Origin of the sequence: Sphingobacterium sp. CZ-UAM, from assembly GCF_002000245.1 — a bacterium.
In the GTDB taxonomy this organism is placed as follows: Bacteria; Bacteroidota; Bacteroidia; order Sphingobacteriales; family Sphingobacteriaceae; genus Sphingobacterium.
Genome location: NZ_MTCM01000010.1, coordinates 27,865 through 42,727 on the forward strand (window position 1 = coordinate 27,865; position 14,863 = coordinate 42,727).

Consider the following 14,863-nt stretch of genomic DNA (forward strand, 5'->3'; position numbering starts at 1 on the left):
TATGAAAACGATTATAAAAGCAACCCTACTGGCCGGTCTTTTGGTTGGCATATACTCCTGTACGAAAGAGGAGAAACTTAATGTAAAAATTGAAAACTACGATACATTTGTACCCGGGAAAATTGACGAATGGATCAAAACGAACTTAACCGATCCGTACAATATTGAGGTGGTCTATCGGTATCAGCGTAATATGCATGATATCAATAAGAATATAGCACCAGCCAATGAGGATAAGGTAATCCCGCAAATGGACGTTGTCATTAAAGGTTTTTTGGATATCTATAAAAAAGTTGGTGGCGTACCGTTTATAAAGACCTATACACCAAAACAGTTTGCATTGTTTGGATCAGGCGATTATGATGTAGATGGGTCGGTGAAGGGGGGGACAGCAGATGGAGGAAGGCGCATCACCTTGTACGGAATAAACAATTTTGATGAAACAAATCCCAACTCTGTCAGTGGAAATCTGCAGGTTATTCATCATGAATTTACGCACATCCTTAACCAGATGAGATTTATTCCTGGTGAGTTTGGAAAAGTATGTGCGGGGGATTATTATTCAAACTGGACGGCACAGGAGAATACCCAGGCTAAAGCAAGGTCATTGGGTTTTATCACGCCCTATTCGAGAAAGGCAATCGGTGAGGATTTCGCTGAAGTCTTGTCTCACCTGATTGTTGCGGGCCAATTGTATTATGATGATTTTGCTTACGACAGTGGCAAGGATGCGTATCCTAAATTTAAACTGAAAGAATCTATTGTAAGGGATTATATGGTTCAGAATTTTAATATTGATGTGACGCAGCTTCAGATTGAATTCCAGCGTATCATGGCTGAAAAATACCATTCTACCCGATATGAAGCAGCAACAGCTCTTAGCAACGATTATTTGGGCTCTTTGGATTGGGATATTCGAAGTACTTGGGGGCTAGAAAATACGCTTTCCAATAAACAAAAGAATCTGTTTACGGCGATCTTGGATGAACTCGGGGGCTGGACCACAAAAACGATGGCATTCAAATTCGTTTCTGCGACAAAAGCAACACTGAACATTACATTTGGTGATAAAGATAATACCTGGACTGCAGCATATGATTTTGATATCGCAAAGAATGCGGACAATACATTTAAAATCTCTAAATCTGCTACGCAAGGGACAGGGGCCATTTATGACAATGGAAATATTAGCTGGATATTGAAAGATACACAGCCCTTAATTGATTATCTAGGTAGTACGAGCTTTGCCGCGTCGTGGAAGAAAGTTGATTTAGCGGTTAATCCTAGCGATTATCTACAATATTTTATCTTGAAAGATACAAAGGATCCAAATGCAACATTGATGGGTAAAGTAAATTTGAGGAAGTATTAAATTATGAAAAAGATATTTTATTTAATGTTTTTGGTATTACTGGCTTTCAGTTGCAGTAAACCACGGGAAGTGGATCAATTATTTGGCGATCCAGATAAAAGAGTGGCCGATACCCTTGCCTATGTGAAATCCACGCTTGTTAAAGCTCCTTTTGGTTGGAAGGCCTATTTAAGCACGGAATATTCAGGTGGTTATGGCTTTTATATTCAATTTCAGGAAAATGATCGGTTAAAAATGATTGCAGATTTAGATCAAGAGACTTCATCAGAGCTCAAAGAATCCACATACAGAATCAGGCAGATCATGTACGCAACATTATCATTTGATACGTATAATTATATAACAATGTTGCAAGATCCAAACCCAGATGTGTATGGTGGTCAGCCTGGTAAAGGCATGGGGAGCGACGTTGAATTCGATTATATAAAGACACATGCAGATACTTTATTTTTTGAAGGTAGAAAATTTAAAAAATCGCTAGTTCTGATAAAAGCAAAAGAATCCGAAGCGAAAGCCTATTCAAGTAAAGGATATACGCAAGCAATTGAAAAATTCAACAAATTCTTTACTGAAAATGCTAATCCATATATTGAAGAAAACGGACAGAAATATCAAATTACAATTAATAACGATTCAAAAGAAACAGGTGCGACTACCATTCTTCCAGGAAATAAAGTAGAGAGTTCGACAGCTAAGTTTTGTTATACGTTGGACGGAATTATTTGCAATGTTGAGTCACCGCTCAAGGCGGGAAAAATTAATCTTGTAAAGATCTCTTGGGAGAGTGATAAGCTAACAGCTATTGATTCAATTGGTAGAAAATTTGAAGTAAAAAATTCCGCTCAACCATTAATTCCATTGCACCTGTTGATGGGAACAAAATACGCGAAACTATATTTACCATTTAATACATTATTGCCTGAAAACTCGCCAAAAGGAACAGAGATCTTAAATCGGTATTTCAAAGGACTGGGAAGTGGTGCGACGGGGTACGTGTTTAATTGTGGAGATATCAGTTTGGTTTGGAATCTTGCGAATAAGAGGATTTCGTTTGTTGGATTAGCCAGTCAAAATAACTGTGGCAGTGGTTGGTCAACTACTATTGTATACGACTATACCATTGATGATGCAAGTGGCGTACTGAAATTAATCAAAAGGTCAGGTGCCTCCGGTGGATATAGTGCCAAGATTATGGATCAGCTTGACGATTTTCTGCTCAATAGCAGCTTTAAACTGGAGTATGTAATTGATGGAAAAAATCTGTATGCAAAAATTGTAGGTATAGATCGACCTGATGTTGCAATGACATTTACTTTGCAATAGTACTTCTTCTACTTTCGTCCTGTGATAATGATGGATAATGTTATCACAGGGCGTTTGTATTTAATCGCAACGCTCGATTATCCTTTACCTTTGATCAAGCTTCTTCTCCTTATCAATAACGATAGAATCAACGATTGTGCAAAGTAATTTTTAGCGGAGCTGAAAGCAAGGTAATACTGAGTTTTCCACAGGGTGTTAATAACGATGTGGATAACCTGTTTTTAGACTATTTTGGATGATTTCCGTGCAAAGATGCTTCAAAGTCACCATGGCTGTGCCATTTTCCGGAGCAAGATGTTAATACTCTCCTGCTTTTAGATTGTTTAGACCTGTGTTGTCGGTATTTTGTCAAAGGGAATTTTCATTTACCCGTCTGTCCGAATCGTTCTCCGCTATCTGTTTCATTTCACCGCCCTTTCCCCCTTATTCACCGACTTTTTCCGAATGTTAATCTAAATGTAATGAAATCGTAAGCTGCGTTGTCTTAATTTTGAATCAGAATGTTGAGGGAAATGTTGCAACAAAATCAATATTCCTGCGACTACTAATAAAGAGACAATAAAAAACTAACAATATAAAGTAAAAAGATTATGAAACCATTATGATTTATTCAATAAATAAGAACTGAATAAATCTAGTAGCTTCATCACAAAAAAACAATTATAACGATGAAAACTTTAGTAAAGACATTTTTAGCAGCAGCCCTAATCGCAGTATCAACATGTACTATGGCTGCAGACCCAGGTAAAACATTGAACCTATCTACCGCAGACCTGGCGATCGATAGCTACGTTTCGGTAATAACAGAAGGCGCATCGGGTGGTGTTGAGCAACTATTTGCTTCCGATTTCAGCCAAAAGATCCAAGGCCAAACGGGACGTACCAATAAACGCTCGGAGGTAATTTCCTTCCTGAAAAAGCAAAAAGGTGAAAAACTAAACTGCACGACCAATACGGAAATCTTGGAGGAATCCGATAATTATATGGTAGCAAAGATTACCATGAAATTCGAAACATTTACAAAAACCGACCTGGTTACCTTGGTAAATGAAGCCGGAACCTGGAAGGTCACGAGTTCGGTAAACTCATACAAATAGCAACTGTTTAATTAAATTCATATGTTTATTTTTAGCCACGTCGTGATGATGTGGCTATTTTTTTTGCTTTAAAATTGACAGAGGCCTTTGTTATTAACCTCTTTTTGCAGATCAATCAATAGCTAATAAAGGAATTGCGTGAAGATATTAATCCCATTGTTGCGCTGACGTTGACAGAAATCGCCAGGCTTGGGAAAAAGCGTGAATCTTCACGATTTTAGGTTTTCCACATAGTTATTAACATGATGTGGAAAACCCCTTATGAGTAGAATCAGATATTTTATGAAGTGCGATAAAGAAATATGGAGTTAAATATTTTTTATATGCTATCGGATTTACTATACTTGCTCCATTATTTTAACAATCATGATGAAGTATCTGCATTTGACAGCCCAAGTTATTTGTTTTTTTCTGTCTACTTTATGTATATCGGATCTGTATGCTCAGGTTACTTTTACGAGTTATCATAAAAAAGATGGCGATGAAACTAAACAACGCGACTCCGCCTATTTTATGAGAACCATCCATGTGGATGCTGGAGGGAAGGAGAAAACTTATCGCATCGAAGAATTTTATCTGCGTAATGATTCCCTCAAACTTAGTGGTATCAGTAGCAATGCACTTTATCCGTTTAAATTTCAGGGACGCAAGTATGAATTTTATGAACAGGGAACTTTAAAAAGCCTGGAAAACTTTAGCAATGAAAGTGAGCTGATAGATTCGGCATTTTATCTTTATCCCAATAATAAACTGGAAAAAATTATTTTCTATCCAAGTAGCCTAGACAAAAAAGGGAAATTGCAGATAGAAAAGCCCATTTATGTCGTTTACTATGATTCGCTTAACAATAAAAAGCTGAACAATGGAAACGGTTTTATTCGGTTAAACTATGTTTGGAGCTATGAAGAGGGTGAAATGAAAAACAACTTACGGGAGGGTGAATGGAAAGGCAAAATGGGCAAGGACAGTTTCATAGAAACGTACAATCATGATCAGTTAGTGTCGGGCGTCAAAACCAAAGCGAATGGTGAAGTTTTTAATTATGATTCCACGAACTTTATGAGTCCGCCGGATTATCCCGGTGGAATTTCCAGACTGATGGGGTTTGTTAGCAGCCATTACAACTACAGCCCGGGAGCAATTAGCAATAACGTAGCGGGTATTGTGCTGATCGAATTTATCGTAGACAAAGATGGTAATATAAAAGATCCAGTTGTAAAAAAAGATCTAGGCTTTGGAACGGGGGCTGAAGGAATCCGAGTGATAAAAAAGGCCGGAAAATGGAAGCCCGGAATACAGCGTGGTGAGAGAGTTAATGTGAAATATACCATTCCAATACGGCTTAACTTATCGAGATAACAGAAGTTAAATAACAAAGAAAGCCTCCCTAATGGGAGGCTTTCTTTGTTAAAGATTATAGAACTATTTTTTCAAGCCTTCGGCACCTTGTATGATCCCTTCGACTACTGTAGGATCCTGCAACGTAGAGGTGTCTCCCAGGTTGCTGATATCTCCTTCGGCAATCTTGCGTAAAATGCGGCGCATGATCTTTCCGGAGCGTGTCTTTGGAAGGTCATTGACAAACTGGATAATATCCGGTTTGGCAATAGGACCAATGATACGCGATACTGTCTCCATGATATCCTTCTTGGTTGCTTCAGCATCCGTATGGTGATTGGCGATTACATAGGCATAAATACCCTGGCCTTTTACCGGATGTGGATAGCCAACGATCGCAGACTCCACAACGTCAGCATGCATATTAATGGCATTTTCCACTTCGGCAGTACCGATGCGGTGACCAGATACATTCAATACGTCGTCCACACGGCCTGTGATTTTGTAATACCCCTCTGGACTGCGGAAACATCCATCACCTGTAAAGTACATGTCTTTGTAAGTGGAGAAATAGGTCTGACGGCAGCGGTCATGATCTCCCCATGTCGTGCGGAGCATGCCCGGCCAAGGAAATTTGATGCACAGATTGCCTGTTACGTCATTACCTTCAATCTCCTTGCCGTTCTCGTCCATTAAAGCGGGTTGGATGCCCGGCATAGGGAACATGGCATAACTTGCTTTTTCTGGTGTAACACCAGCTAAGGAAGTGATCAGGTGCCCACCATTTTCCGTTTGCCAATAGGTGTCAACAATAGGGCAATTCTTTTTACCTACTTTCTCGTTAAACCAGTTCCAGGCTTCTTCATTGATCGGTTCACCTACTGATCCCAATACACGCAAGGACGAAAGGTTATTTTTGTCGACAAATTCATCCCCGAAAGCCATTAAAGAACGCAGTGCTGTAGGGGAAGTATAAATGATATTAACCTTAAATTTATCAACAATATCCCAGTAACGGCTTGCATCAGGGAAAGTCGGGATACCTTCAAACATCAATGAAGTTGCGCCTTGCGATAATGGTCCGTAAACAATATAGCTATGACCAGTAATCCAACCAATGTCGGCTGTACAGAAAAATACATCATTTGGCTGATACTGGAAGGTATTCATAAAGGTGTATCCAGTGTAGACCATATAGCCGCCACAGGTATGGACTACTCCTTTCGGTTTACCCGTAGATCCAGAAGTGTAAAGGATAAATAAAGTATCTTCGGCATCCATTTCCTCAGCTGGACAGGCCGGATTGCCCTGGGTTTCTACTTTCTTAATCTCATCTTCCCACCATACATCACGCCCCTTGATCATAGATACTGGTGTACGTGTACGTGTTAATACAATGACTCTCTCCACAGTATCACATTGCATCAATGCATCGTCCACAATATTTTTAAGTCCAATGGTTTTATTACCGCGGTAACTGCCATCGGAGGTTACGATCAATTTACATTCCGCATCTACGATACGGTCAGCGATCGAACGCGCAGAAAACCCTCCAAAAACAACCGAGTGGATGGCACCTATACGTGCACAGGCCAATACCGCAATCACAAGCTCAGGAACCATCGGTAAATATATACAGACACGGTCGCCCTTTTTGATGTTGTTGTTCTTTAATACATTGGCAAATTGCTCGACCTTCTGTAACAATTGTTTATAGGAAAGGATGCGGTGGGCTTCATTGGGGTCATTGGGCTCCCAGATAATTGCAGGTTTATCGCCATTTGCATAAATATGACGGTCCAGGCAGTTTTCGGTAATGTTTAATTTTGCACCTTCAAACCATTTGATATTAGGTTCCTCAAAGTTCCAGTTCAACACTTTGTTCCATTTTCTCTTCCAGAAAAAATGATCCGCTATGCTCGCCCAAAACTCCTCCGGTTGTTCTACACTTCGCTTATATTCACTTTGATATTCTTCAAATGATTTTATTTGTAGGCTCATTGTTATAGGGTTATTATGAATTATTTTAATTTATAAAGTTATCGTTGCGAAATTGTTTTTAATATTTCAATTTCGGTGTACAATTTAGCGGTTTTTGCCCATTTTATCAACAATTTGATGTTTAATATAATGTTAAACTACTTTTATCTATCAAGATTGTTATCTTGCAGCAAGATTAAACAGGCATGTTGTTTCTAAAAAAGATATTCTATATCAGCATTTATACGAATATTTTGATTGCATTGGCCGCTATGGCGCAATGTGCACTGACTTATATCCTATTTGAAAGGCCGATCAATTGGTCTATTGTTTTGGTGGAAGGCTCCGCAACATTATTGCTCTATAATTTTAGCTTATGGTGGTCCAAGCCCAAAAATCCAAAAGAATCAAAATTTGCCCGTACACGCTGGATTTTTAATAACGAGTGGCTGATGTGGCTCAATAATTTTATCGCATTGGCCGTGCTCGGTTACTGTTTGTTACAGATTCACCTGTACTCGTTTCTTTTTTTAGGCTTTATCGGGATGCTGAGCTTATTGTATGGAATGCCCTTATTTACCTTCCGTGATCGAAAGGTTGGGCTCCGGCAAATCCCCGGTGCCAAGATCTTCCATATCGCGTTGGTGTGGGTTTGTAGTAGTGTGATACTTCCCTATGTCGAACTTCTTAATAACGGGGATGTCATAGATCATTGGGTTCTCGTTGTACTTTGTGTGCTGAAATTTATATTCCTGATCATCTGTACACTACCTTTTGATATCCGTGATATTCAGCAGGACTCCTATTATCATCTGCGTACACTACCGAATATGCTAGGGGAGAAGAAAGCGAAAAATCTTACTTATACGCTGTTGTTATTACATAGTTTATTAATCCTTGTTGCGCCATATTTGCTGTGGGTCAAGTTGGGACTGGTCTCAACCAATATACTGATTTATATACTCTTAAAATTCGCCGTTTTCAGGACCAAGGACCACTACCATTATGCCTATTTACTGGATGGTAGCCTAGTCCTTCAATTTTTGATCGTAGTCGTCCTTAGTATTTGGTATTAAAATTTTGTTTGGACAAGCATGCGGTTCCTCGATCCAATATAACTGAATAACTCGAATTGCCCGTTTATGCATCGAATAACAAGGGCTTTCATTTTGTAGCCCTTGATCGACAGACAGACTCCTTTTGTTACGTATCCTGCTGCTTTAAAAATGCAATAATCTTATCTGCTGCCACTTCTGATAATTTGTAATAGCTTTCAAATGTCCAACCCGCTACATGGGGAGATAAAATGACATTATCCCTGCTGATAAGGTCTGGATACCAGCTCTGTTCTGCCAGTTTTGGGAATTTTTCAACGGGGAGTACGTCAAAAGCTGCCCCTAGGATGCTGCCCTTGTCAAGACCATTCAATACAGCGGGAACCTGTACAATACCACCCCTGGCGCCTAGGAGGAAAAAGATAGCTTTGTTAAACTTTGATAAATAGATGTCATCAATCATTCCTTTTGTCTCTGCGGTTAAGGGGATATGGAAACTAATAATATCAGCTTGTTCGTAAATAGTTTCCATACTGGCCTCAACAGCATATTGGTCGCTGTAGTCCATACGATATTTATCGTAAGCCAGTACGTTCACGTCAAAACCAGAAAGCTTTTTGGCCATTGCCATACCATTGTGGCCATAGCCCACCAAACCAACTGTACGGCCCTTAAGTTCATAGCCACGGTTGGCTTCGCGCAACCATTGGCCAGTCCTTACTTGTCGATCGCCGCGATTGAGGTTGTTCATCAAACTCAGTAACATTCCGATCATATGTTCTCCTACGGCATCCCGGTTACCTTCATTGGCGGGAATTAATGCTATGTCTTTCTGGGCTGCAATTTCATCATCGATATTATCCATTCCGGCTCCAGCACGTGCGATAAAGCGCAGATTCGGTGCTAAGTCAAAGAATACTTTGTCTACCTGAAATTTGGAACGGATGACCAGGCCTGAATAGTTCGCAATAATCTTTTCAGATTCCGTACGGTCAATATCTGGGCGGTAATCATAAGTGATGCCCGCCTGCTCAAATTTCTCCAACATAATTTCGTGGATGTCATCGACAATCAAAATATTAGTTTTCATTCCTTTAAATTTGCTTTTTTGTAATGAAGCGATCAGATTTATTTTTACCTTATGTTATTCCCAACAACTCAGCCGAATACTTCTGGCTCTGATCACCCTCGATTGATGGAATAGATCATGATCGTTCATGATTACGGTTTATTTGCATAAAATCTACTGACAATAGTTTGTTTAGCCGTTGTTGCTTAAGACTATTGGGTAGTATTCTCATCATAAAATTGCGAATACCGATCAAAAAAGGATTTTGCCATTGAGCGATTTTTCCGATCTGCCAAGACGTGTTACAGATATAGTTGACACGGTCCAAGCGACGTTTTTCAAATTGGGCAAATGCTTGTTGGATCGATGTGCTTGTTTTCAGTTCATCCAGCAGTACAGCAACATCCTCAATCGCCTGACAGGCACCTTGCCCCAAATTGGGCGTTGTAGCGTGGCCCGCATCTCCGATCAAAAGAATATTGTCAAAAGCGAGCTGCCCTAACGGTGCGATATCAATAATGTCGTTCCAGATCAGTTCAGCATCCTTAGTCTCTGATAGAATCGTTGGAATCGGATCGTGGTATTCTTTGAAGTTGTTGAATAATTCTGCGGTGGTCCATTTTTTTAATGCATTGTTTTGAGCTATGCTATTGATACAGGCGTACCAATAAATACGGTTGCCAACAAGCGGAGTCATGCCAAACCGACCCTTTGCCCCCCATGTTTCGGTGCTTTTTTTGAGCTGGATACTGCTGTTATCTATTGTTGCCCGCCAGCAGGTGTAACCTGAGTAACGGGGGGTAGACGCTGGGATTAGCTGTTGACGTAGCAATGAATGTACACCATCAGCAATAAGTAATGCTGCGCCAACGACCTGGCTTCCATCCGTAAAATGAATGCAGACTTTTTCCCCTAACCGTTCAAAGGACGTCGCACGTTTGCCGAGATGAATATGGCTTTCGGGAATTTTTGATAAGAGAAACCGGTGTAGATCAGCTCGGTGTATGGCGAAGTTGTCCTGTTTGTATTTTTGGCTGATTGATCTGGTATTGGGCTCGACCAAAATATTTCCCTTTTGATCCAAGACATTATAAGAACCTAGATAATGTCCGATTTGACTGATTTCATCTTTTAATCCCAAGTGATCTAAAGCCTGCATGGCATTGGCTGCAAGTCCAAAACCCGCTCCAATACCTTTAAGTTCAGCTACACTTTCATAAACATGGGCTTCAATTCCTAATTTTTGGAGGCCTATCGCTGCGCACAGTCCGGCGATCCCACCACCAATAATAATAAAAGTGTTATCTGTGGAATCCATATCAGAGGCAATTTGCGATCTCGTTGGTCAAGCTGACGAAATCATCGACAGTCAACCGTTCTGCCCTTAATTCATAAAGCGGATTATCGGACATCTTATCTTTCGGAACTACACCTGAAAGGGAGTTGCGTAAAGTTTTACGGCGCTGGTTGAATCCAGCTTTAACGACCCGCCAAAATAACTTTTCATCACAGGCGAGTTGTTCACGGTCATTTCGGGTCATGCGGATGACCCCTGATAATACCTTGGGTGGAGGGTTAAATGCGCCAGCCTTTACCGTAAAGAGGTATTCAACTTTATAGTAGGCCTGTAAGAACACGCTCAGGATACCATATTCCTTGCTGCCCGCCTTCGCGGTACAGCGCTCAGCGACTTCTTTTTGAAACATACCGGCCATCTGAACAACACGTTGACGTTCGTCCAGAATTTTGAAGAGAATCTGAGAGGAAATATTATAGGGAAAGTTGCCGATTACTGCCATCTTTTCACCGAAATAGTGTGAAAAGTCAAGATTTAGAAAATCGCCATGGATCAATCTTTTTCCCAATTGGGGGTATTTGTCATCCAAATAGGCAATCGACTCATCATCAACATCGATCAGATAGGTCTCATATTCTTCTTTCTGTAATAAAAAATCAGAAAGGACACCCATGCCCGGACCGACTTCGAGTACCTGGCTGAAGCCCAGTTTAGGATCCAATGCTTCTACTATACGTTGGGCCGCATTCTTATCGTTTAAGAAATGCTGTCCTAAATGTTTTTTTGCTCTAACTGTACTCATAGTGCAAAATTAGAAATTTAAAAGCTTTATAAAGTAAAAAGTCAAAATTAAAAAGCAGAGACAGTTTGTAAGCCATGGGCTTGTCTGACCAAAATCTCAATACTCAGATCTAACTGCTCAATACTAAAAAAAAATCCCTATTTTTGATTCAAAGCATTTAAAAAGGATGAGTGATAAACTAAAAATCGGAATTACCGTAGGGGATATTAACGGCATTGGACTTGAAGTAATTATTAAATCATTGGTAGATCAACGTATGTGTGATTTTTTTACGCCAATTGTTTATGGAAATACAAAAGTTGCCTCGTTTCACCGAAAAGCGATAGGAATAAACGATTTTAGTTTCAATGTCATCAATGATGCTGAACAAGCCCATCCCAAAAGGGCAAATATGATCAACTGCTGGCAGGAAGATGTCAAGATTTCTTTGGGCGAGGAGAACGAAATTGGCGGAAAATATGCTTTTTTGTCTCTGGAGCGGGCGATTGATGATTTGAAAGCCGGTAAAATTGATGCGCTGGTAACTGCCCCGATCAATAAGCATAATATTCAGCAGGAAGGGTTTCAATTTCCTGGTCATACCGAATATTTACAGGCCAAAGTTGAAGCTGATGACGTGCTGATGTTTATGGTCTGTGACGAGCTGCGCATTGGTGTGGTGACAGGGCATATTCCTCTACATGAAGTAGCTGCAAATATCACTGAAGAGGCGATACTGAAAAAACTGGCTCTCATGAACGAATCTCTAAAAAAGGATTTTTGGGTGGAGAAACCCAAAATAGCCGTTTTAGGCCTAAACCCACATGCAGGAGATCACGGAATTATCGGTACTGAAGACGACCAGATTATTCGACCAACAATAGAAAAAGCAAATGAGCAGGGTATTTTCTGTTTTGGTCCCTATCCAGCTGACGGTTTTTTTGCCAAAGGAGCTTATGAAAAATTTGACGCAGTATTGGCCATGTATCACGATCAAGGGTTGATTCCATTTAAACATATAGCCAAAGGTGGCGGAGTAAATTATACTGCAGGACTACCTATCGTGCGTACTTCACCGGATCATGGTACCGGTTACGATATAGCCGGTAAAAATATAGCCTCGCCAGGATCATTTGTCGAAGCAATTTTTACTGCTGTCCATATTGTAAAACGCCGCCGGGAACAAGCTGAGCTATTAAAAAATCCATTGGCCTTCCGCAAATTGTCCAAAGATCGGGATTAGGGAGAGCAATAATTGCCGTTTTTTAATGTATAGCTTTATAGAGGTCAAGTTAGAGATGACGAGAATCATAGCTGTTATTAAGGGTTATAATGAATCCTGAGTGACAAGGTAAAGTGCATCTTATCTGCATACAGCTAGTACGGCCAAGCTCCCAATTCTAATATCTCAATACTTATTACTAAAAAAAGTATTACTTTTGCAAACTGTTTGGTTTTTACCCGCTGTTCTAACTATGTGCGATAATTTACAACATCCAATATTTTCTATTATCAAAGAGCTCGCCGAGCAGACAAATACCGAGTGTTATGTCATTGGTGGGTATGTACGCGATTATATAATGAAGCGTCCGTTTAAGAATGATGTAGATATTGTTGTTGTGGGAAGCGGTATTGAATTTGCGGCCTTGTTGGGTGAAAGACTGCATACCAAAGTTGCTGTCTACAAAAATTTTGGAACAGCAATGCTCGTGTTTGAGGGCTTGAATGTAGAGTTTGTGGGTGCACGGCGGGAATCTTACCGCGCCAATTCGCGAAAACCGATTGTAGAAGATGGTACCTTGACCGATGATCAAAACCGTCGTGATTTTACCATCAATGCCATGGCTTTTTCATTGAATAAGACAGACTACGGTGCTTTGGTAGATCCATTCGATGGCGTAAATGATCTTGAACATCGTATTATCCGAACACCGCTCGATCCAATAGAAACTTTCTCGGATGATCCCTTACGTATGATGCGTGCGATCCGTTTTGCAACCCAACTAAATTTTAAGATTGATATTGAGGCCATTAAAGCGATAACAGAGACAAAAGACCGCATCAAAATCATTTCGAAAGAACGGATTATCGATGAAATCAATAAAATCATTCTTTCACCGAAACCCTCGCTAGGTTTTAAATATCTTTTTGATACAGGTTTATTGGAACTGATTTTCCCTGCCATGTGCAACTTGCATGGCGTGGACATTATTGATGGAAAAGGGCACAAAGATAATTTCTACCATACGCTGGAAGTGTTGGATAATGTGTGCGAACTGTCGGATGACCTCTGGTTGCGCTGGGCCGCTATTATGCATGATATTGCCAAACCGGCGACAAAACGTTTTGATAAGAAGATAGGCTGGACATTTCACGGGCATGAAGACCGTGGGGCACGGATGGTGCCGAAGCTTTTTGCCGAATTGAAACTGCCGCTGAATGAGAAGATGAAATTTGTACAGAAACTTGTGCAACTGCACCTTCGTCCGATAGTTCTGGCACAGGATATTGTGACGGACTCCGCTGTCAGACGTTTGTTGTTTGAAGCAGGTGATGACATTGATGCCCTGATGATGTTATGTCATGCCGATGTGACAACGAAGAATGAGTTTAAAAAGAAAAAGTACCGCCAGAATTTTGAACTTGTCAAACAGAAACTAAAAGATGTGGAAGAACGTGACAAGATCCGAAACTGGCAGCCACCGATCAGCGGCGAAGATATTATGACGCTTTTTGGATTAACACCGGGGCGTGTTGTCGGGCAGTTGAAAAATCTGATCCGTGAAGCTATTTTGGAAGGTGAAATTCCAAATTCCAGGATCGAAGCTTATCAATATCTGGTAAAAAAAGCTGGAGACATGGGCTTGGCGGTCAAACAAGAAATCCCGTTGGAAATTTCCAATTCTTAAAATATAGTATTAATTTTAAACTGCTAAAAAGAAGAATACATAGAAGATGGCAATTTATAGATTTAGAGTTACTTTTGAAGATTATGAAGATGTATATCGTGAAATAGATATGCCTTCCAAAAGTACATTTTTAGACATGCACGAGGAAATCCATAAAACGACAGGTTATGCGGCGGATGCTTCTTCCTCTTTTTACGTGAGCAATGACCAATGGAAAAAAGGAACAGAAATTGCTTTTAAGCCAATACAGCGAAAAAGAGATGCAGAGGTCCTGTTAATGGAGAATATTCGCCTGAGTAAGTTTATCGATGATCCGCACCAAAAGTTTTATTATATCTATAATTTTGACCGTCCTTATGATTTTCAGGTTGAACTGATCAAGATCCTAAAGGAAGAAGCGGGCAAGGAATATCCGGCATTGTTCAAATCTGTTGGTCAAGTACCTAAAACAATGACAGCTGCTAATTTCCCTGTGTCCGATTCAGTCGAAGAAGATGAATATGTTGAAGAAGACGACACGCAATATGGTGTGGATGACGAGGACGAATTAGATGGCTTTGACAGTGAAGACGAAGATGAGGAGGGTGAAGGCGAAGAAGAACGTGAAGGATCCAACGGCTACGAAGACGAATATTAATTGAA

Annotated in this window: 12 protein-coding genes; 8 read left to right on the forward strand and 4 right to left on the reverse strand. The window is 40.3% G+C overall.

The annotated features are described in order from the left end of the window. Position 1 precedes the first annotated feature (1 nt). The 4 genes from BWD42_RS23250 (at position 2) to BWD42_RS23265 (ending at position 5,151) form a co-directional block, all read left to right on the forward strand. Positions 2 to 1,372: a substrate import-associated zinc metallohydrolase lipoprotein gene (locus BWD42_RS23250; RefSeq protein ID WP_077438807.1), complete on the forward strand. Its 1,371-nt coding sequence runs from the start codon at positions 2 to 4 to the stop codon at positions 1,370 to 1,372. A 3-nt stretch (positions 1,373 to 1,375) separates the two neighbouring features. Continuing rightward, entirely contained in the window at positions 1,376 to 2,695 is a 1,320-nt protein-coding gene (locus tag BWD42_RS23255) for a DUF4302 domain-containing protein (protein WP_077438808.1), read from the forward strand. Between the two features lie 668 nt (positions 2,696 to 3,363). After that, on the forward strand, positions 3,364 to 3,792 hold the full coding sequence (locus BWD42_RS23260) for a nuclear transport factor 2 family protein (protein WP_077438809.1): 429 nt from the start codon (positions 3,364 to 3,366) through the stop codon (positions 3,790 to 3,792). Positions 3,793 to 4,158: 366 nt separating this feature from the next. Next, on the forward strand, positions 4,159 to 5,151 hold the full coding sequence (locus BWD42_RS23265; RefSeq protein ID WP_077438810.1) for an energy transducer TonB: 993 nt from the start codon (positions 4,159 to 4,161) through the stop codon (positions 5,149 to 5,151). A gap of 63 nt (positions 5,152 to 5,214) precedes the next feature. Here BWD42_RS23265 and acs read toward each other — a convergent pair whose 3' ends face one another. Continuing rightward, the gene (gene acs / locus BWD42_RS23270) at positions 5,215 to 7,131 is read right to left on the reverse strand and encodes an acetate--CoA ligase (RefSeq protein WP_077438811.1); all 1,917 of its coding nucleotides are present in this window, start codon (positions 7,129 to 7,131) and stop codon (positions 5,215 to 5,217) included. Positions 7,132 to 7,316: 185 nt separating this feature from the next. On the opposite strand from acs, the gene BWD42_RS23275 reads away from it, so the two are divergent. After that, positions 7,317 to 8,186 carry a hypothetical protein gene (locus BWD42_RS23275; RefSeq protein ID WP_077438812.1) on the forward strand — a complete coding sequence of 290 codons (870 nt, stop codon included), beginning with the start codon at positions 7,317 to 7,319 and terminating at the stop codon, positions 8,184 to 8,186. A 127-nt stretch (positions 8,187 to 8,313) separates the two neighbouring features. Here BWD42_RS23275 and BWD42_RS23280 read toward each other — a convergent pair whose 3' ends face one another. From BWD42_RS23280 to rsmA, 3 genes are all read right to left on the reverse strand, one after another. Beyond that, the gene (locus tag BWD42_RS23280) at positions 8,314 to 9,255 is read right to left on the reverse strand and encodes an NAD(P)-dependent oxidoreductase (RefSeq protein WP_077438813.1); all 942 of its coding nucleotides are present in this window, start codon (positions 9,253 to 9,255) and stop codon (positions 8,314 to 8,316) included. A gap of 115 nt (positions 9,256 to 9,370) precedes the next feature. Further along, positions 9,371 to 10,552 (reverse strand): FAD-dependent monooxygenase, encoded by a 1,182-nt coding sequence (locus BWD42_RS23285; RefSeq protein WP_077438814.1) that lies wholly within the window; start codon positions 10,550 to 10,552, stop codon positions 9,371 to 9,373. Position 10,553: 1 nt separating this feature from the next. Further along, complete coding sequence (gene rsmA, locus BWD42_RS23290) at positions 10,554 to 11,333, reverse strand: 16S rRNA (adenine(1518)-N(6)/adenine(1519)-N(6))-dimethyltransferase RsmA (RefSeq protein WP_077438815.1); 780 nt, start codon at positions 11,331 to 11,333, stop codon at positions 10,554 to 10,556. Positions 11,334 to 11,499: 166 nt separating this feature from the next. Here rsmA and pdxA point away from each other — a divergent pair, with 166 nt between their 5' ends. From pdxA to BWD42_RS23305, 3 genes are all read left to right on the forward strand, one after another. Continuing rightward, complete coding sequence (pdxA, locus tag BWD42_RS23295) at positions 11,500 to 12,555, forward strand: 4-hydroxythreonine-4-phosphate dehydrogenase PdxA (protein ID WP_077438816.1); 1,056 nt, start codon at positions 11,500 to 11,502, stop codon at positions 12,553 to 12,555. A gap of 232 nt (positions 12,556 to 12,787) precedes the next feature. Beyond that, entirely contained in the window at positions 12,788 to 14,221 is a 1,434-nt protein-coding gene (locus tag BWD42_RS23300; RefSeq protein ID WP_077438817.1) for a CCA tRNA nucleotidyltransferase, read from the forward strand. Positions 14,222 to 14,267: 46 nt separating this feature from the next. Then, positions 14,268 to 14,858, forward strand: a complete 591-nt coding sequence (locus BWD42_RS23305) for an IS1096 element passenger TnpR family protein (protein ID WP_077438818.1) — start codon at positions 14,268 to 14,270, stop codon at positions 14,856 to 14,858. Positions 14,859 to 14,863 lie beyond the last annotated feature (5 nt).